The sequence below is a fragment of the Streptomyces thioluteus genome (genome assembly GCF_039535865.1).
Window position 1 is genome coordinate 1 of sequence record NZ_BAAAXZ010000122.1, and the last position, 20,821, is coordinate 20,821.

The 20,821-nt window shown below is 74.3% G+C and carries 4 protein-coding genes and 6 pseudogenes; 1 reads left to right on the plus strand and 9 read right to left on the minus strand.

Going from position 1 to position 20,821, the window contains the following annotated elements:
• The first annotated feature begins 525 nt into the window (after positions 1-525).
• Positions 526-675, plus strand: a complete 150-nt coding sequence (locus tag ABD794_RS15995) for a hypothetical protein (RefSeq protein ID WP_344964048.1) — start codon at positions 526-528, stop codon at positions 673-675.
• A gap of 264 nt (positions 676-939) precedes the next feature.
• Here the strand turns inward: ABD794_RS15995 and ABD794_RS16000 are convergent, their stop codons facing one another.
• The 9 genes and pseudogenes from ABD794_RS16000 to ABD794_RS19090 form a co-directional block, all read right to left on the minus strand.
• Positions 940-1,380, minus strand: coding sequence for a hypothetical protein (locus tag ABD794_RS16000; protein WP_344964050.1), 441 nt, complete (start codon positions 1,378-1,380; stop codon positions 940-942).
• Between the two features lie 460 nt (positions 1,381-1,840).
• The gene (locus tag ABD794_RS16005) at positions 1,841-3,580 is read right to left on the minus strand and encodes a hypothetical protein (RefSeq protein WP_344964052.1); all 1,740 of its coding nucleotides are present in this window, start codon (positions 3,578-3,580) and stop codon (positions 1,841-1,843) included.
• A 178-nt stretch (positions 3,581-3,758) separates the two neighbouring features.
• A pseudogene (locus ABD794_RS16010) lies at positions 3,759-3,971 on the minus strand (SDR family oxidoreductase); the annotation flags it as partial.
• A gap of 100 nt (positions 3,972-4,071) precedes the next feature.
• A pseudogene (locus ABD794_RS16015) lies at positions 4,072-4,710 on the minus strand (SDR family oxidoreductase); the annotation flags it as partial.
• A 290-nt stretch (positions 4,711-5,000) separates the two neighbouring features.
• Positions 5,001-7,292, minus strand: a complete 2,292-nt coding sequence (locus ABD794_RS16020; RefSeq protein WP_344964053.1) for an HAD-IIIC family phosphatase — start codon at positions 7,290-7,292, stop codon at positions 5,001-5,003.
• Between the two features lie 250 nt (positions 7,293-7,542).
• Positions 7,543-8,727, minus strand: a pseudogene (locus ABD794_RS19085) (KR domain-containing protein); the annotation flags it as partial.
• An 88-nt stretch (positions 8,728-8,815) separates the two neighbouring features.
• Positions 8,816-9,679, minus strand: a pseudogene (locus tag ABD794_RS16030) (SDR family NAD(P)-dependent oxidoreductase); the annotation flags it as partial.
• Positions 9,577-13,057, minus strand: a pseudogene (locus ABD794_RS16040) (type I polyketide synthase). The pseudogenes ABD794_RS16040 and ABD794_RS16030, both read right to left, overlap by 103 nt.
• A 52-nt stretch (positions 13,058-13,109) precedes the next feature.
• Positions 13,110-20,611, minus strand: a pseudogene (locus ABD794_RS19090) (type I polyketide synthase); the annotation flags it as partial.
• Positions 20,612-20,821 lie beyond the last annotated feature (210 nt).

Consider the following 20,821-nt stretch of genomic DNA (forward strand, 5'->3'; position numbering starts at 1 on the left):
CATTCAGTCCCTGTTCTCTGCTCTCCTGTGTGATATGCACCGAACACACCTTCCGCACCACTCGTGACGGTGGTGGCGGCGACAACGCCTACACGGTGGGGGCATCTACAAGAACTGATCGCCCGCGACGCGGGCAACCGTCAGGAGAGCGCCGACAGTCGACGTCACGGACCTGTTCGACTCCCCCAGCCCGACGTGCCCGCAGCGGCCGAAAGGGGCCGACGGCGCAGGGCAATTCCGGGTCATCCTGTTCGCGCGGTTTTTCACCGAAGGTAAGCATTCGTACGGCCCTTGCGAAGAGCGGGCCGGCTCCGGCGATTCGGTTCTCCAATAGGAATGCGCCACCGCCCCATCTCGCCTCCGCTACCTGAATTGCGTCAACAGCCCCTGCTCCACTAGACTTTGCGCCGAACCGGAAAGAGGAGGCGCGCCGTCATGGGCAGCAATTCATTGAGGTAGACGAATCCCACAAGGCCAGCCCGGCGTGGCAGAAGGGGTAAGACGATCGAGGTCGGCGGTCTGACGATGACGACGCCGATTTTCGTCCAGCGGATCGACTTCGACGATCTCGCCCCCGAGGTGACCGAAAATCTGACCACGGTCAAGTTCGCCGTGACGGTGCCGAGGAAATGGAGGAGCTTACGGGGGAGGTGGACGAGGACGGTTCCCCGGTGACGGAATCAAGGAAATCCAGGTACCCAAGTGGCTTGAAGTCGACCTGGGCCGAATCCTTGATAGTCAGTACGAAGAGCTGATGGCGCCCTTCTTCGCCGCCGCCCGCGAAACCGAGGCTACCGCTGGTTCCCGCGCCCCGCAAGCGTCGGAAGAAGTGATTTCGTGCCCCTCTCGCCCGTGGCCGGGAGAGGGGCTTTTGCTGTCCGGGGCCGGGCAGCGGTCACACGTTGACGTCGAGCAGGTAGTTGTTTGTGATGACGAAGGTCACCAGGTTCGTCCCCGTACCGAACGTGCCGGTCCCGGAGTCGCGTGCCTGCTGCTGGAACCGCGTTCGGTGGCGTTGCCGGAGGCGGCCGTGCTGTCCCGGTCGAAGCGGCGGTCGATCGTGAACCGGAAGACCTGCCCCGTGTCCGTCCTCGTGAGGCTGTCCGTGGTTCTCGTCTGGAAGAAGAGGTCACCGGAGCTCGTCACCGAGCCGGAGATCGTCAGTCGCCGGGAAGGACTAGATCCGGTCGTCGCACACAAGCGGAAGTTGCTCGCGCTCCTGCCGTCGACGGCGGCATTGACGGGATGGACGTTCACGTTGATCGAGCCGGCGCAGTTGATGGTCGTCAGTGCGCGCGCGTCGGCGTCGGTGCCGTGCCGGCCGCCGTCAGGAGCAGAGCGGCCGCCGCCACCGGCGGTGGCCCAACCACGAGTGGGCATGGTGACATCACGGTCCCTCCTACAGCCTGTGAAAGGTGCACACCGTCCACTCACGAGTGTGATGTCACAGATCTGCAGTGGAATCGCTCGTTCAGGTGACACGACGGGGCGGGCGCACGAGTACGCGTACTCGTGCGCCCGCCCCGTCCGTGCGTCACGCTGCGGGACGGCCGTCCGGCGTTCGTCCGAGGAAGTCGACGATGTGGCCGAAGACGTCCAGGGCGGCGTTGCGGCCTATGAAGGTGTCGAGGTGGCCGTAGCCCGGCACCTCCACGTAGCGGACGTCCAGGTCCGGGTGGCGGGTGTGTGAGGAGCTCGTGGCAGAGCTTGTTGGAGTCGTACCAGAAGCGTTGTCGGCTGCAGGACAGGAGGAGGAGCGGGGCCTCGATGCGGTCCGCGTTGTCCAGGGCGTTCTTCGGGAGGGCGTCGTGAGCGGCCAGTCGGCGGTCGTTGTGGCGCATCATCGTGTGGCCAGTTTCGATCTGCCGCAGGTGCGGGAGGATCCACATGGGACCGTGCCGTAGAGCTCGGCGAGGCGGTCGTGGGTGCGGGTGTCGAGGTTCTCGTGCTCGAAGAGCGAACCGCCCACGCCCCACGAGTCGTTGTGCAGATCTGGCAAGGTGGGGTCCTTGCACTCGGCACCCAGCGAGACCTCGGCGAGATCAGGGAGTGCTTCGACCAGAGGCCCACCTTGCGGAAGTCGTGGGGATGTTGACGAGGGCGCGACCGCAGGAGTTTTCGCCGCCGAAGTGCAGGCGCATCGGGTCTTCCAGGACATCTTGGGGTGAGGAAGACGCCCTGCGCGACGACGCCGCAGGCCGGTGACGAGTCCGGCCGCCATGCTCAGGGAGAGGCAGAGCGCGCCTGATGCAGTGGCGACGACCTGCAGGGGCCTCCGCCGGCTGTCGTTTCGCGGACGAGCGCCACAGCCTCGGGGATGTCGTAGAGCGCCACGTCGTCGAAGGTGTAGCGGACGCGGCCCTGTTGTAGGGCAGGCGGCAGCTGCCGCGCAGTCCAGCAGCCACGGCTCGTAGCCCGCGTCGAGCAGACGTCCACCAGGTTCCGCGTCTCCGTTGCGTGAACAGTCGAGTAGGACGCCGTCAGTCCGTGGATGACGAGGACGGCGGCCGGTCGGCGCCGTCGCGCGGCGGAGACCGCACAGGCCGAGCTCCGTGCCGTTCGGACGCGGTGAAGGGGATCTGCTCGTCCGCGGCGCCGAGCCGGAGTTGAGGGGCTCAGCGTCATCGGGCTCTGCTCCCTTTGCCTGATCAGCTTGCGGAATTTGCGCTGCATCTTGTCCTTGTCTCCTGGTCGAGTCGCGTCCCGGCGCAGGTCCAGCAGCTCGGCGCGGCCCGCAGGGAGGGCTCGGCGAGCCCATGCCCATCTGCACGAAGAACCACGACAGCCACGACAGCTCTGGCGAGCCGCTGCTCCTGCGAGGACAGCCGGGGATCGACGCGGATGCCGTCGATCTGGTCGGGGAGGAAGCTCTTGCCGGCACCTGGATCACCCCGGCGTAGCACGCCGGTTCGCCCTCGCGGCCGATGGTGATCTCCAGGGTCCGGGTCTGCTTCCACAGGTCGCGCCGGGCGCGGGCGGTCTTCCAGCCCTCCAGCCACCACCGGCCGCCGTCGCGGTCCGTGAGGACGAGCGGTAGCGCAGGAGGGGGTGGTCGTTCGCCGTGCCGGAGCGGGATGCCCTCGTCGGGGCGGACCCCATATCTCGCGTGGGTCACCGTCAGCGGCTCCGGGTGCACCCGCGCGCAGATCACCTGGCCGCGGACGTCGATCCGGCGGTGCTGGGCGACCTGGTACATGCTGGCGATGGAGAGGGTGAACGCCGTCCTGCACCGGGTGTCGGGCTCCTCCCCCACCGGTCCGACGAGGCCGCGCATCCGCTCGTCGAACTCCAGGTAGGACGGGTCCTCGCGGCTGGGGAGCCGGGTGACGCCGTCCTCGGCCATCCGCTCGAAGGTCTTCAACTGGGCCTTGGCGTCGTAGCGTTCGGGCGCCGGGAGGCCGTGCCGGGCGAGGAACGCCTCGGTGCGGTCGGCCGCGGCGGCGGGGCCGAACATCAGCGCCTCGAAGAGCTTGAGCGCGGTCGGGCTGCGCATGATGCGGACGATGGAGTCCAGCGCGGGGACCGGCTCGGCATCGTGGCGGGCGAGCAGATCGTCCTTCCAGTCCCGCCAGTTGGCCACGCGGGACGTTCATCCCGGCCAGCTTCATGTCCTTGACGAGCTCGGGCAGCGTCTCCGCGCGGCCGGTGAGGTTGTAGTTGTGGCCCCACGCCTGCGGGTCGAAGACGATGGCGGCCGCGGTGCGGCTGACCCAGTCCACGGGCGCGAGGTTCATGTACTTGAACGCCGGGACGGTGCGGTAGCGGGAGATGGCGCCGATCAGCCCGGTGCTGAGGTCGCTCGGGTTGTACACACCGGTGCGGGTGTGGCCGCCGATCGCGCCCGGCCGCAGGAACGTCGCCGTCAGGCCGTGTTCGCGGGCGCGGCGCAGCGCCGCCTCGGCGGCCCACTTGGACTTGTCGTAGCCGGCGACCAGCCGGTCGATGTGGGCGACCGGGTCGTCCTCGCCCATCCTGGCGATGCCGATCTCGTTGAACACGGCGACGGACGAGGACGTGGTGCAGGGGCTTGGGCCGGCCGGTCATCGCCAGCTCGGCCAGCAGCAGCGGGCCGCGCACGTTGGTCTGCCGCAGCGACGGGTAGCCGCGCAGGAAGTCGACGGCGGCGGCGACGTTGACGATCGCGTCGATCTCCCGGGTCAGGGCCTCCCAGCGCTCCTCGGACAACCCCAGGCGGGGCTGTCGGAGGTCCGCCGCGAGGACGGTGACCCGCCGCCGGACCTCCGAGGACCAGGACTGGCCGAAGCTCTCCAGGGCGTCGCCGAGGCGTCGTTCGGCGGCCCGGTCGTCCTCGGCCCGCACCAGGCAGACCACGTGGGCGTCGCCCTGCCGCAGCAGGTCGAGCAGCAGGTGGCTGCCGAGGAAGCCGGTGGCTCCGGTGAGCAGGACGCGGCGGGGGGCCACCGGCTCGGGCCGGCTGCTCCAGGGCAGCCGGTCGGCCTGCGCGAGGTCGGCGAGGATCAGGTCGAGGTCCTCGTCCACCGCGTCGGTCGCGATCCGCCCGGTGGCCACCACGGGTGCCGCCGACGGGCCCGCCTGGACGGCCGGCCGGTCGGGCAGTCCGGCGGCCCTCGCCCAGCGCTGGGCGAGGCGGCGGGGCCGGGCGTCGGCGAAGACGTCGTCCAGGCTGACGGCCACGTCCAGTTCGCGGGCCATGACCGCGACGAGCTCGACGGCGTCCACCGAGGACATGCCCGCGTCGAACAGGTCGGTCTCGACGTCGGCCGCACCGCCCGCCAGGAAGCGGGAGGCCCGCTCGGCGATGGCCGCGGCGACCTGGTCGACCGTGCGGGGCGGCGCCGTGGGGCCGCCGGGCGCCGGGGAGCCGCCCGGCGCCGGGGAGCCGCCCCGGCGCCGGGGCGGCCGGCCGCCGGAGGCGGGCCAGCAGGTCGGACGCCTGGGCCCGCCCCGGGCCCCGTCCCTCGATCACTTCCTCCTCGGGCCGTCGATCGACGTTCCGGTTGCGGCTGGTACCGCTTCCCTCAGGCATTGCTGTCCTCCGCAGCCGAATTCGTTCCGGGGTCCCAGGAGCGGAACTCCCGCAGTCGTGCCGGTGCCACCGCCGTCTCCAGCCGCGGTGCCCCGACGTCCCCGCCGCCGAGGCGGGAGACGAGGCGCCGGGCCGGGATGTTGCGGGGCGTGTTCTCCGCGATCAGGCGCACCGTGGTGCGGCCGAGGGCCTCGGCCCGGTCGGCCAGCCACTGGAGCAGCCGGTCCTCCACGCCGCGGCCGAGGACGCGGCAGCTCATCATCCAGGCGACCACTTCGAGGGCGTCCCCGTCGGGCCGGACGGCCAGGACGCCGATCTGGCCGTAGGCGCCGAAGCGGTCGCGGGCGGTGGCCGTCCACACCTCGCCGCCGTCCCGGGTCAGTTGCTCCAGCCGGTCCGGGTCGAGCGGGACGGGCCGGAGGTTGAACTGGTTGGTCCGCCGGCTCAACTGGACGGTGCGCTCGGCCGTTTCGGCGGACACGGGCTCGATGTCGAGTTCGAGCCGCAGGTTCTCCAGGAACTCGGCGAAGCTCGTTCCCTCGCGGGCCTCGTCACGCACCTTCTCCTGCCGGTAGAACTCGGCCCGGGAGGCGTCCTCGGCCGTCGCCGCCCGCGGGACGGCGGGCCACAACCGATGGACGAACGCGTCCAGTCCGCCGGCCTCGGGGCAGGTCAGGGAGAGCACCTCGGGCAGCTCGGCGCGGACCGCGGCGATCTCCACCGGGTTGTCGTCGAGGAACAGGAAGCTGTCCAGTCCCAGCCCCAGCTCCTCGGCGATCCTCAGGATCCGGGTCCACTTGGGTTCCCACGCGGCGGAGATCGCCGCGAAGTGCTCCCGGTGCAGCGGGCTGTCCGGCCGGTCGAGGACGGCGTGCACCGTCGCCTCGTCGTTGTTGGAGACGAGGGCCAGCAGCACGCCGGCGGCGCGCCATTCCAGCAGGCGCCGGGCGAGCAGGGCGCGGGGCCCGGTCAGGTCGACGGCCTCCGGCCCGATCTCGCCCGCCACCCCGCTCCACAGCGTGTGGTCGCCGTCGACGACGATCACCTTGGGCGGCCGGCGGCGGAGGTTGCGGACGACGTCGGCGAGGGTCAGCGCGACGACGGCCTGGAACTCCTCCCGGAACGGCAGGTGGGCCATGGTGTCGGTGTGCTCGTCGAACATCTCGTCCGCCGGGCAGTCGCCGGCCCACCGGTCCGAGGGCAGGACGGCGATGCCGGGCTTGTCCCGGAGCCGCTCCGTCACCGACTCCTCCCAGCGGCGCGCCCGTTCGTCACCCGCGCGCTCCGGCAGGAAGGCGACGACCAGCGGGGCCTTGCCGCGCCCGGCGAGGGCGAGCAGGGCGGCCGGGTACTCCTCGGCGAGCTCGGCGAGGAGGCCGCCTCCCTCCGGCCCGTCGTCCTCCGGGGCGAAGCGGGTCAGGTCGCCGGCGCGCAGGAGCACGAGGCCGGCGGCGGTGGACGGGTCGGCGAGGACGCTGCCCGGGTCGTGCAGGCTCGCGAGGACCTGGTGGTACGGGGCCTCGGCGACCTCGAACGGGCCGCCCTCCACGCCGGCGTCCTCCAGGGCGACCGACAGCATCGCGGGCAGGTTGCCCAGGGCGAACGTGGCCGCCACGGCGACCTGTGCGGCCGGACGCGCCCCGTCCTGCACCGGAGGCGCGGCATCTACGACGGAAACGGCCGGGACGGTGGGGTCGTCGGCGAGCTCCGCGACGAGCGCGAGGTAGTCGCGGCCGAGGGCCGAGCAGCTCGCCTCGTCGAGGACGTCGAGGCTGTGGTCGAGCCCCAGCTTCCCGAGGCCCGGCATCACCGTGACCATCAGGTCCAGGTCGGACCAGCCGGTGCCGGCCGGGAGGATCTCCAGGCCCGGCGCCGAACCGGCCTGCGGCGGCATGTAGTTGAAGTACAGCTCGACCAGGGGCGCGTCCTTGCGGTAGAGCCCCTCGGCGACGAGGGCCGGCATCGCGTCGAAGAACGTGACGCCCCGCTCCAGCACCGCCCCGAGGCGGCCGTCCGTGCGGTGGAGGACGTCGACGGCGGCGTCGCCGGGCTCCACCTGGGCGGCGAACGGGATGGGCAGGCCGAAGTAGCCGATCGCGTCGAGCGCGCCCGCGTGCATCCGGGTGTCCACCGGGACGGCGAGCACGAACTTGTTCCGCTCGCGCAGCCGGGCGAGGTGGACGGTCAGGGCGCCCAGCCAGAACGCGGCCGGGGTGATCCCGAGGCGGGTCGCCCGCGCCGCCACCCGCTCCTGGAGGTCCGCCGGCAGGTCCAGCAGGAGCATCGAGGAGCGGAAGGACCTCTCCGCGGGCCGGGGCCGGGCCAGTTCGAGGTCCAGCCGACGGGCGCCGGCGAAGTCCGCGCCCCGGGGACGGCGTTTCGCCGTCGGAACGCGCGGCCTGCGCCCGCAGGAGCAGGTCGATGTCGCGGTTGGTGACGACGGCGGGCCGCGGGGAGCCGCCGAGGGAGGCGCCGAGTTCGTCGGCCACCAGCATCAGCGACGCCAGGTCGGACACCGCGTGGTGCGCGCCGAAGACGAGCACCTGGTCGCCGGAGGGCCGGGCGAGCAGTTCGAACCGCCACAGCGGGGAGACCGCGAGGTCGAAGGGCGGCTCCATCAGCTCGCGCAGCCGCAGATCGGCGTCGGTGTCGTCCGCCACCTCGGACCAGCGCAGCAGCCCGCCCGCCGGGGTGCGGCGGACCTCCAACTGCTGCCCGCCGTCGGCGTCCTGGACGATCGCGGTGCGCAGCGCGGCGTGCCGGGCGGCGAGCCCCTCGATCGCCTCGGCGAGGCGCTCCGGGGTCGTCGGCGAGGTGAGCCGGACGGCCAGCCCGATGTGGTGCGTGACGGCGGGTGTGCCGTGCTGTTCGGCGCGCAGCAGCCGGACGACGTCCCGCGTGGCCGGGTGGCGTACGACGTCGGCGACGTCCTCCGCCCCGGTCGCGCCGGCCTCCTCGGCGGCCGCGGCCGGCTGGTCGCCGGCGCCTTCGATGAGGTGGTCGGCGATGCTCTCGACGCTGGCGCCGTTGAACATCAGGGCGACGGGCAGGGTCCGGCCGAAGTCCGACTCGATCAGGCCGCGGGTCTGCATGGCCATCACCGAGTCCAGGCCCTGGCCGACCAGCGACGCGGTGACGTCGATCTCGGCGGTGTCGAAGCCCATCGCTCCGGCGAACCGGTACCGCAGGCGCTCCACCACCTCGTCCCTGGAGTCCGGGGAGAGCCTGGAGCCCGGGGAGAGCCCGGCCGCGCCGGTCCGTCGCCCGGACCGGGAGACGGCGACACCGCGGCGCGGCGGGACGAGCCCGGCCAGCAGCGGCGGCAGGAGGGCCGGGTCGGTCGTGCGCAGGACGGGCAGGTCGATCCCGACGGCCACGAGCACCGCGTCGTCCGTCCGCGCGGTGAGCGCGGCGTCGAGGAGCGCCAGCCCCTGGTCGGTGCCCAGCGCGGTGATGCCGCTGCTGTTGATGCGGTCCACGTCGGTCCGCGCCAGGTGCCCGGTCATCCCGGTCGCCTCGGCCCACAGGCCCCAGGCGAGCGAGAGTCCGGCCAGTCCGTTGCGGCGGCGGTGCCGCATCAGCGCGTCGAGGAAGACGTTGGCGGCCGCGTAGCCGCCCTGGCCCGCCCCGCCGACGGTGCCGGAGACGGAGGAGAAGGCCACGAACGCGGACAGGTCGGCCCCGGCGGTCAGTTCGTGCAGGTGCCAGGCGGCGTCGATCTTCGGCCGGAGGACGGTGTCGAGCCCCCGCGGCGTCGATGGACTCGACGACGCCGTCGTGGAGCACGCCCGCGGCGTGGACGACCGCCGTCAGCGGATGCTCGGCCGGGATGTCCCGCAGGACCTGCTCCAGCCGGTCGCGGTCGGCCGCGTCGCAGGCCCGGACGGTCACCTCCGCGCCGAGGGCGGTGAGTTCGTCCAGCAGGGCCCCGACGCCCTCGGCGTCGGCGCCGCGGCGGGAGAGCAGCAGCAGGTGCCGGGCGCCGAGCCGGGCGGCGTGCCGGGCCACGTGGGCGCCGAGCCCGCCCGTTCCCCCGGTGATCAGAACGGTGCCCGGGCCGAGGGCGGCGGCCGCGCCGTCGGTGCGGTCCGCCGGACGGCGGCGCAGGACGGGGGCGTACAACTTCCCGCCCCGAACGGCCAGTTCGGGAAGGCCCGAGCGCAGCGCGCCCTCCAGGGCCGACTCGTCGGGGCCGTCGAGGTCGACGAGGACGACCCGGCCGGGGTTCTCCGTACGGGCGGCCCGCGCCAGGCCCCACACCGGGGCCTGGACGAGGTCGATCTCCGCGTCCGGGCCCTCGGCGCCGGTCGGCACGGCACCGCGGGTGAGCACCACCAGCCGCTCCCCGGCGGGCCGGTCCTCCGCCAGCCACCGCTGGATCCCGCGCAGCGCCTCGTCCAGCGCGGCGCGGGTCCGGGTCACGACGTCACCGGCGTCCGCGCCGGGGTCGGCGATCCTCAGCACCGTCGTCTCCGGCGCTCCGGCGGCCGCGGTGCCCTCGAACTCCGCCCATTCGACGGCCAGCAGCGCCTCCGTGCCGCTGTCCGCACCGGCGAGGTCGCCGGCCGTCACCGGGCGCACGAGCAGCGCGTCGATGCGGGCGACGGGCGCTCCGGTGGGGTCGGCCACCTCGACGGTGAAGGTGTCGTCCCCGGCGGGGACGATGCGCACGCGCAGCCCGGTCGCGCCGCGGGCGTGCAGGGTGACCGCGCCGAAGGAGAACGGCAACGGCGTCCGGCCGTCGGTGGCGTCCACCGCGGCGGCCTGGAGCGCGGCGTCCAGCAGGGGCCGGGTGGAGCCCGAACCTCGGCGCCTCCTCGGCCTGTCGGCCGGGCAGGGTGACCTGGGCGAGGATCTCGTCGCCGAGCCGCCAGACGTCGGACAGTCCCTGGAACGCGGGGCCGTACTCCAGGCCGACCCCGGCCATGGCGTCGTAGTGGCCCGTCACGTCCAGCCGGACGGCGTCGGCGGGGGGGCCAGGCGGGGGCCCGCAGGGGGCTCTCCGGCGGGGCGGTGTCCGCGTCGTCCTCGTCGGTGAGGACGGCGCTCGCGTGGTGGGTCCATTCGGGCGTGCCGTCGGGCCGGCGGAGGGCGGCGTAGACGTCCACCGGACGGCCGCCGTCCTCGTCCGCCGCTCCGACCTGCACCTGGAGGTCCACCTCGCCGTGCTCGGGGAGGGACAGCGGCGCGTGCAGGACCAGGTCCCGCACGGCCGGGCAGCCGACCTCCTCGCCGGCCCGGAGGGCGAGTTCGACGAACGCGGTGCCGGGGAGGATGACCGTGCCGAAGACGGCGTGGTCCTCCAGCCAGGGGTGCGTGCCGCGGGACAGCCGTCCGGTGAGGACGGTGTCGTCACCGTCGGCCAGCCGAACGGCCGCGCCCAGCAGGGGATGCCGCACGGCGCCGAGCCCGGCCGAGCCGACGTCGGCGGTGGCCGCGCCCGCGGGCAGCCAGTAGCGGCGGCGCTGGAAGGCGTACGTCGGCAGGTCCACCGGGCGGCCGCCGGCCACCTGGGACGACCAGTCCACGTCCACGCCCGCGACGTACACCTCGGCCAGATTCCGGAGGAGTTGGGCACGCTCGTCCTCGCCGCGGCGCAGCGTGCCCACCGCGACCACGCCGGGCCGGGCCAGCGCGCCGGTCAGCACCGGGTGCGGGCTCGCCTCGACGAAGGTGCGGTGTCCGGTGTCCAGCAGGTGCCGGAGGGCCGCGTCGAAGCGCACCGTCTCGCGGAGGTTGGTGAACCAGTACGCGGCGTCCATCTCCGCCGTGTCGATCGGCTCGCCGGTGACCGTGGAGACCATCGGGATGCGGCCGGACCGGGGCTCGATGTCGCCCAGGAGGTCCAGCAGTTCGGTGCGCAGGTCCTCGACCTGCGGCGAGTGGGAGGCGTAGTCGACGGCGACGCGGCGGGCCTGGACCCCGTCGGCCTCGCAACCGGCCAGGAAGGCGTCCAGCTCGTCCGAGACGCCGGAGACCACGACCTGCTCGGGGCCGTTCACGACCGCGATCTGAAGTCCGCCGGTCAGCCGTCCGGTCACCTGCTCCGGCGGGGCCAGGACGGACACCATGCCGCCCCGTCCGGCCAGCCGCAGCAACGCCCGGCTCCGCAGCGCGACCACACGCGCCGCATCCTCCAGAGACAGGCCCCCCGCCACACAGGCGGCCGCGATCTCGCCCTGGGAATGGCCGACCACGGCGGACGGCCGGACCCCCAGCGACTGCCACAGCTCGGCCAACGACACCATCACCGCGAACAGCACCGGCTGGACCACGTCCACCCGCCGCAACAACGCCTCGTCACCCTCGCGCACGACATCCAGCAACGACCAGCCGTCCGCATGCGACCGGAGAGCCGCCGCGCACTCGTCCATCCGCTGCGCGAACACCGAGGAGTGATCGAGGAGTTCACGGGCCATCCCGACCCACTGGGAACCCTGGCCCGGGAACACGAAGACCACGCCACCGGAACCGGCCCGGCCGTTCACGACCCCCGCGACCGGGCGTCCGGACGCGAAGTCCCTCAGCCGTCCGGCCATGTCGTCGCCGTCGCGCCCCAGCACCACGGCCCGGTGCTCCAGTACCGCCCGTCCGTGTGCCAGCGAGAAGCCGACGTCCAGCGGCCGCAGACCGTCCACCGCTCCGGCCAGGCGCTCCGCCTGCTCGGCCAGTGCGGCCTCGCTCCGGGCCGACAGCACCCACGGCACCACCCCGTCGACGGCCGGACGGTCGTCCTCGACGGCCGGGGCCGACTCGAGGATCACATGCGCATTGGTCCCGCTGTAGCCGAAGGACGAGACGCCGGCCCGGCGCGGACGGCCGTCCTCGGGCCACGGCGCGTTCTCCGTGAGCAGCCTGACCCGGCCCGCGCTCCAGTCCACGTGCTCCGACGGCTCGTCGACGTGGAGAGTCCGGGGCAGTACGCCGTGGCGCATCGCCTGCACCATCTTGATGATCCCCGCGACACCCGCAGCCGCCTGGGTGTGCCCGATGTTCGACTTCACCGACCCCAGCCACAACGGCCGGTCCTCCGGCCGGTCCTGGCCGTACGTGGCGAGGAGCGCCTGCGCCTCGATCGGGTCGCCGAGCGTCGTCCCCCGTGCCGTGCCCCTCGACGACGTCGACGTCGGCCGTGCCCAGCCGGGCGCTCGACAGCGCGTCGCGGATCACCTTCTGCTGCGCGGGGCCGTTGGGCGCGGTCTGCCCGTTGGAGGCGCCGTCCTGGTTGACGGCCGAGCCGCGGACCACCGCCAGGATCCGGTGGCCGTTGCGCTCGGCGTCGGAGAGGCGCTCCAGGACGAGCATGCCGACGCCCTCGCCCCAGCCCGTGCCGTCCGCCGCCGTGGCGTAGGACTTGCAGCGGCCGTCCGCCGCGAGGCCGCGCTGGCGGGAGAACTCGACGAAGACGCCCGGCGTCGCGAGCACCGTCACGCCGCCGACCAGGGCCAGGGAGCACTCCCGCGACCGCAGCGACGCCGCCGCGAGGTGCACGGCCACCAGGGACGACGAGCACGCCGTGTCGACCGTGACGGCCGGGCCCTGCAGACCCAGCGTGTAGGAGACGCGGCCGGATATCAGGCTGCCGACGCTGCCGCCGCCCGGGTCGTAGTCGTGGTGGAACGAACCGGCGAAGACGCCGGTGCGGGAGCCCTTGAGGGCCTGCGGGTTGATCCCGGCGTGCTCCAGGGCCTCCCACGAGGCCTCCAGCATCAGCCGCTGCTGGGGGTCCATCGCGAGCGCCTCGCGCGGGGCGATGCCGAAGAACGCCGGGTCGAAGTCCGCGGCGCCGCGCACGAATCCGCCGGACCGGGTGTAGGTCCTGCCCGGGTTGCCGGGCTCCGGGTCGTACAGCGCCTCGACGTCCCATCCGCGGTCGGACGGGAAGTCGCCGATGGCGTCCTCGCCCTTGAGGACCAGGTCCCACAGGTGGTCGGGCGAGGAGACGTCACCGGGCAGCCGGCAGCTCATGCCGACGATCGCCACGGGTTCGCTGCGCTCGCCCTCGGCCGCCTTCAGGCGGCCGCGCGTGGCCTGCAGTTCCTCGGACACGGCCTTGAGATATTTCAGCAGCTCGTCTTCGGTGGGCATGAACTCCCTCTCAACTCGGGTCCGTGGGCGACGAGTCGCCGTCGATGGAGATGCCAAGGCTGTTGGTGACGAAGTCGAGGACTTCGGACGCGGTGGCGGATTCGAGGTCGGCGGTCTCCTCGGCGGGTCCGCCGGAGCTCGGCGGCCCGGCCAGACCGCGGAGGGTTTCCGCCAGTTCGGCGCGTTGCGCGCCGGTGAGCTCCAGTGCGGCCAGGCTGTCCCCGAGCCTGCCGAGGTCGGCCAGCACCTGTTCGTAGGTCGGCCGCCCGGGGCCCGTCGGCGCGGCGGGGGACGCCGGTGCGAGCCGGTCGAGCAGGTGGCCGGCCAGGGCGCGGGGGCTCGGGTAGTCGAACACCGCGGTGGCGGCGAGCTTCAGGCCGATGCGGCCCCCCAGGCGGTTGCGCAGCTCGACTGCGGTCAGCGAGTCGAAGCCCAGGTCGCGGAAGGCCTCGTCGGGCGAGACGTCCCGCGCGTCGCCGTGGCCGAGGACCAGGGCGACGTCCGTGAGGACGAGGTCGAGCAGGACCTCCGCCCGGCGCTCGGCGGGCAGCGATCCCAACTGGGCTTCCAGGGACTGTTCCCGGACGGCCTCCGCGGCGGCGGCCGTGCGCCGGTCCGGGCGGGGCGCCAGGTCCCGCAGGAGCACCGGCGCGGTGTCCGAGCGGAGCGCCGCGGGGTCGAGGCGCACCGGGACGACGAGCGGCACCGGGCTCGATAGCGCCCGGCCGAAGGCCGCCAGCCCCTCCTCGGTGGAGGTGGGCAGGAATCCCAGGCGGGCGATCCGGTTCCGGTCGGCGGCGCCGAGTCCGGCCGTCATCGCGCTGCTCTCCGCCCACAGGCCCCAGGCGACCGAGACCGCCGGGAGCCCGGCCGCGTGCCGTCGGGCGACGAAGGCGTCCAGGAAGGCGTTGGCGGCCGCGTAGTTGGCCTGGCCCGCCGAACCGAGGACGCCGGCGGCCGAGGAGAAGACCACGAAGGCGGCCAGGTCGGCGTCGGCGGTCAGCTCGTGCAGGTTGCGCACCGCGTCCGCCTTGGGCCGCAGCACGGTGCCGAGCCGCTCGGGCGTCAGCGCGTCGAGGACGCCGTCGTCGAGCACACCGGCGGTGTGCACCACGGCGGTCGGCGGGTGCTCCGCCGGGATGCGGGCCAGCGCGCGGGCGAGCTGCTCCCGGTCGGCCACGTCGCAGGCGACCGCGTCCACGTGGACGCCGTCCGTCGGCAGGCCGGCCGGTGCCCCGGCGCCACTGCGGCTCAGCAGGAGCACCCGGCGGACGCCGTGCGCCGAGACGAGCCGGTGCAGGACGAGTTGTCCGAGGGTGCCGCTCGCGCCCGTGACGATCACGGTGCCGTCCGGGTCGAGCGGGCGGGGAAGAGTGAACACCGTTGCACCGGCGGGGCGGAGGGCTCCGGCCGCCGTCCGTATGTCGACGGACCGGACCGGCAGCGGCCGCAGGGCGTCCCGGTCGAGGAGGTCCGCGAGCCCGGCGGGCACGGGGCCGGCGTCCGCCGGTTCGTACGCGCCCGCCGTCGTCACGAACCGTGCGCCGTCGGCGAGTCCGGCGGGCGCCGCCGCGTCCGCGCCGTCCGCGCGCGGATCCAGGACGACGTCCGTTCCCGCCGGAACCTCGTCCTCGTCCACGGGGTGCGCGCCCGCCTCCCGGAGGGCGTCCCACGCCGCGGGCGGCGCGGCGGCGAACACCTCGGCGCCGAGCTGCCGGGCGATCCGGACGCCCGCCAGGCCGGCGTCGCCCGCGCCGGCGAGGACCAACACGCGCTCCCCGGCCCGCAGTCCGGCCCCGTCCACCAGGGCGTGCCACGCGGCGCGGAACGCCCCGGCCGAGGCCGCGGCCTCGCCGAAGGTCCAGCCGCGCGGCACGCGGACGACGGACCGGTGGTCGGTGACCGCCGCGCTGCCGAGGGCGTCCCCGTGCGGGAAGGTGCCCAGGACGCGGTCGCCCGCGGCCACACCGGTGACCGCCGTACCGGCCTCGGTCACGACGCCGGCGCCCTCGGTGCCCGTCGCACCGGCCGCCCGCATCGACACCCGGATCTCGGCGGGCCGCAGCGGCCCGCCGGGGGCCGGGTCGGCGACGAGGGCGGCGTCGCCGCCTCCGTCCGACTCCAGCCGCCACGCGGGTGCTTCGGGCAGCGCCAGGACGGCGGGCCCGGTGCGGGTGAGCCGGGGGACGAGCACCTGCCCGTCGCGGACGGCCACTTGCGGCTCGCCGGAGGCGACGGCCGCGGCGAGGGCCTCGGGCGACCGGACGTCCACGTCGACGAGCAGCAGCCGGCCGGGGTGTTCGGCCTGGGCCGAGCGCAGCAGGCCCCACACCGCGGCGGTGACCGGGTCGGGGTGCTCCACCAGCGTGCCCCGGGTCACCACGGCGAGCCGGGTGCCGGCGTCGGCCGGCTCGGCCAGGAACCCCTGGACGACGGCGAGTACGTCGGCCAGACGCGCGTGGACGTCCCCGCCGGGCTCGACGTGGGCGACGGCCACCTCGGGGGGAGTGCCGTCCGCCGCGTCGGCCGCCGACGGCTGCCAGCGCAGGTGGAGCCCTGTGTCCTGCCGGGTGACCGCCGTCGCGGACAGCGGCCGCAGGGCCAGCGACTCCACGGTGATCACGGGCCGGCCGGCGGCGTCGACGGCGGCCAGGGACACGGCGCCGTCGCCCGCGGCGGCGAGCCGCACCCGGACCGCCGTGGCCCGGGACGCCTCCAGCGTCACGCCCGACCAGGAGAAGGGCAGCAGGGGCCGCGGCCCGTCGGTGCCCGTGGCGGACGGCACGCCGAGCGTGATGGCGTGCAGGGCGGCGTCGAGCAGCGCCGGATGGATGCCGAACCCCCCCCGGCTCGGCGGGCAGTTCGACCTCGGCGTACAGCTCGTCCGCCGTCCGCCAGGCCGCGCACAGCCCCCGGAACGCCGGTCCGTAGCCGTAGCCGCGGGCGGCCAGGTCCTCGTAGAGACCGTCCACCGGCACCGGTGCGGCCTCCTCCGGCGGCCAGGTCCGCGGGGCGGCGGGCTGCGGGGCCGAAGCGGCCAGCAGGCCCGTCGCGTGCCGCACCGGCGGCTCGCCGCTCCCGGCCGGGGCGGCCGTGGAGTGGACGGCGAGGGAGCGGCGGCCCGCCCCGTCCGGCGCGCCGACGACCACCTGGAGGTACACGGTGCCGTCGGCCGACAGGACCAGCGGGGCCTCCAGCGTCAGCTCCTCGACGAAGGGACTACCGACGGCGTCGCCGGCGTGCAGCGCCAGGTCGAGGAAGGCGGTGCCGGGGAGCAGCACCGTGCCGTTCACCGCGTGGTCGGCGAGCCAGGGGTGCGAGCCGGACAGGACGCGGCCGGTGAGCACCGCGCCTCCGTCGGGCAGGAACACGGCCGCGCCCAGCAGCGGGTGGTGGGTGGCGCTCAGTCCCGCGGCCCGGACGCCGGCCGGCGAGCCGGACGCGTCCTGCCAGTACCGCCGGCCCGCGAACGGGTAGCCCGGCAGCTCGACGAGCCGTCCCCCGGGCAGCAGCCGCTCCCATGCCGTCGGTGCGCCCGCCACGAAGGGCAGGGCGAGCGCCCGCGCGACGGACCGCGCCTCGGGCCGGCCCGGCTTCAGGAGCGCGGTGGCGACGAAGTCGGCGTCCTCGGCGCCTTCTCGGGCGTCGAGGGTCGCGTGCACCATCGGGGTCGCGACGGCGTCGGGGCCGACCTCCAGGAAGGTGGTGACGCCCTGCCCGGCCAGGCAGCGGACCCCGTCGGCGAAGCGCACGGCCCGGCGCACATGCTCCACCCAGTACCCCGGCGTGCAGAACTCCTCGGGGTCGACGGGGCCGCCGGTGACGTTCGACACCACGGGGATCCGCGGCGGCCGGAACGCCAGACCGGCCAGCACCTCCCCGAACTTGTCGAGCATCGGCTCCATGTGGTGCGAGTGGAAGGCGTGCGACACCGGCAGGCGGTGCGTCCGGTGCCCGGCGGCCCGGAAGTGCGCGGCGACCGCGAGCACGGCCGCCTCGTCACCGGAGACGACCACGGCCTGCGGGCCGTTGACGGCGGCGATGCCGACCGCGTCCGCCAGCGACTCCCGCTCGATGAACGCCAGGGCCTCCCGCTCGTCCACGGCCAGCGCGACCATCGCGCCGTCCGCGGGCAGGGCCTGCATCAGGCGGCCGCGCGCCGCGACGAGCGCACAGGCGTCGGACAGGGTGAACACGCCCGCCGCGTACGCCGCGGTGATCTCGCCGAGGGAGTGGCCCATGACGTGGCCGGGGGTCACGCCCCAGTGGCGCAGCAGCTCCAGGAGCGCGACCTCCAGGGCGAACAGGCCGGTCTGGGTGTACATGCTCTGGTTCAGCAGCGGTGCGAGCGGCGAGTCGGCGGGGGCGAACACCACGTCGCGCAGCGGGTGTTCGGCATGGCCGTCGAGGTGGCCGTCGACCGCGGCGCACACGGCGTCGAACGCCTCGGCGAAGACCGGGTACGCCGCGTACAGCTCGCGGCCCATCCCGGGGCGCTGTGCCCCCTGGCCGGAGAAGACCAGGGCGGCCGGCCCGCCCGCGTCGGTGTCGCGGACCGCTCCGGCGACGACGGCCGGGGACTCCTCGCCGTTCGTCAAGGCCGCCAGCCCGGCGGTCAGTTCGTCGCGGTCGGCGCCGAGGACCACGGCCCGGTGTTCCAGGAGCGCGCGGCCCGTGGCCAGGGTGAACCCGACGTCCCGCGGGTCGGGTCCGGCCTCGCCGGTGACGCGGGCGAGCAGGCGGGCGGCCTGCCGCCGGAGCCCGGCCGGGGTCTTCGCGGAGAGGACCCAGGGGGCGACCGGGGCCGGCTCCGCGGCCTCGGACGCGGGCCCGTCGGGCGCCGCTTCGAGGATCACATGGGCGTTGGTCCCGCTGATGCCGAAGGACGAGACCGCGGACCGGCGCGGGCGGTCGAGCTCGGGCCAGTCGCGCTGCGCCGTCAGGAGGCCGACCGCGCCGGACTCCCAGTCCACGTGGTGCGAGGGCGTGGACGCGTGCAGGGTGCGCGGCATGATGCCGTGGCGCATCGCCTGCACCATCTTGATGATCCCCGCGACACCGGCGGCGGCCTGGGTGTGCCCGATGTTGGACTTCAGCGAGCCGAGCCACAACGGCCGGTCCTCGGGCCGGTCCTGGCCGTAGGTGGCGAGGACCGCCTGGGCCTCGATCGGGTCGCCCAGGGAGGTGCCCGTGCCGTGCGCCTCCACGACGTCGACGTCGGCGGCGCCCAGTCGGGCGCTCGCGAGGGCGTCGCGGATGACGCGCTGCTGGGAGGGACCGTTGGGGGCGGTCAGGCCGTTGCTGCTGCCGTCCTGGTTCACCGCCGAGCCGCGTACGACGGCGAGGACCTGGTGGCCGTTGCGCCGGGCGTCGGAGAGACGCTCGACCACCAACAGGCCCACGCCCTCCGACCAGCCGGCGCCGTCGGCCTCGTCGGAGAACGGCTTGCAGCGCCCGTCCGGGGCCATCGCCCGCTGCCGCGAGAACTCCACGAACGTGGTCGGCGTGGACATCACCGTCACACCACCGGCCAGGGCGAGGGAGCACTCGCCGTTGCGGAGTGCCTGCGCCGCGAGGTGCAGGGCGACGAGGGACGACGAGCACGCCGTGTCCACCGTCATCGCCGGCCCCTCCAGGCCCAGCAGGTAGGAGATACGGCCCGACGCGACGCTCGACGAGTTGCCGAGCATGCGGAATCCGTCCATACCCTCGACCGGCTCGTGCAGCGGCGGACCGTACTCCATGGCCATCAGGCCGGCGAACACACCGGTCCTGCTGCCGCGCAGGGACGTCGGATCGATTCCGGACCGTTCGAACGCCTCCCACGCCGTCTCCAGCAGCAGCCGCTGCTGCGGATCCATCGCGGTCGCCTCGCGGGGGCTGATCCCGAAGAACTCCGGCTCGAACGTGCCGATCCCGGGCAGGAATCCGCCGTGCCGGGCGTACGTCGTGCCCTCGCGGTCGGGGTCCGGGTCGTAGAGGCCGTCGAGGTCCCACCCGCGGTCCGTGGGGAACTCGGTGATCGCGTCGATGCCGTCCAGGGACAACTGCCAGAGCTCTTCCGGGCTGTCGACGCCGCCCGGGTAGCGGCAGGCCATGCCGACGATCACGATCGGGTCGTCGTCCGCCGCCGGCACGACCGCCGCCGGGGCGGCGGAGCCGGTGTCGGTGTCCGTGCCGAGCACCTGCTCGCGCAGGTGGTCCACCAGCGCGGTGAGGGTGGGGTAGTCGAAGACCAGGGTCGACGGCAGCCGCAGCCCCGTCGCCTCCTGCAGACGCCTCCGCAGCTCCAGACCCGTCAGGGAGTCGAAGCCCATGTCACGGAACGCACGAGCCGGATCCACCGAACCCGCCGCACCATGACCCAGCACCAAAGCGATCTGCGTACCGGCCAGTTCGAGCAGCGCGGCCCGGAGCCGGGGCTCGTCCAGGGCAGCCATGCGGACGAGCCAGGAGGCCCCGTCCTCGGTGACGGGGGGCCGCCGTCCGCCGTGCGGGCGCGCGGACCAGCGACTTGAAGATCACGGGAAGGTCGCCATGGGTGCGCAGCGCGGTGGAGTCGAGGCGGACGGGGACGACGGTGGCCCGGTCGGCGGCCAGCGCCGCGTCGAACAGCGCCAGCCCCTGGGCCGCCGTCATCGGCGCCAGACCGCTGCGGGAGAGACGTGCGAGATCCGCCTCGTCCAGCTGCGCGGTCATGGCGCTGTCACTCGTCCACAGGCCCCACGCCATCGAGACGGCCGGCAGTCCTTGGGCCCGGCGCGACTGCGCCAGGGCGTCCAACCACGTGTTGGCGGCGGCGTAGTTGCCCTGCCCAGCCGTCCCCATCACACCCGCCGCCGAGGAGAACAACACGAAGGCCGCCAGATCGGCGTCACGCGTCAGCTCCTCCAGCAGGAGCGCGCCGTCCACCTTGGGGCGCATGACCCGGTCGACGCGCTCGGGGGTCTGCGCGGTCAGAACGCCGTCGTCGAGCACGCCGGCCGCATGGACCACGGCGGTCAGCGGGTGTTCCACCGGGACCTGCGCCAGGGCCGCGGCCAGCGACTCCCGGTCGGCCACGTCGCAGGCGGCGAAGGTCACCGAAGCACCCAACGCCTCCAGTTCTTCCGCCAGTTGCTCGGAACCGACACGCCCACGCCGGCTGAGGAGAAGCAGGTGCCGTACGCCGTGCTCGGCGACGAGGTGCCGGGCCAGCAGCGTGCCCAGGGCCCCGCCCGCGCCGGTGATCAGGACCGTGCCCTCCGGGTCCCAGCCCTGCGGCTCGGACGCCTCGGGCGTCACGGCCGACAGCCGCGGCACGAAGAGACGGCCGCCGCACGCCGCCACCTGCGGCTCGCCGGAGGCGATCGCCTGCGCGACGTCGTCCGGAGAGGTCACGTCGGCGATCACGATCCGGCCCGGGTACTCGGCCTGCGCCGAACGCACCAGACCCCACACCCCCGCCGTCGCCGGATCCGGCTCCAGCGTCATGTCGCCACGCGTGACCACGACCAGCCGCGAACCGTCCGACTCCGCCTCGCGGACAAAGCGCTGCACCAGGGCGAGCACCTCACCGACCCGGGTACGGACATCGCCCCCGGACTCGACGAACTCGACCACGACCTCCGACGGGACCTCGTACGGGCCCTCCGGGAGCGGCACTTCGGTCCACCGAAGCTCGTACAGCGGATCACCCGCCGTCGAACCCAGCTGCTCCCGCGACATCCGCTGCAGACGCAGTTC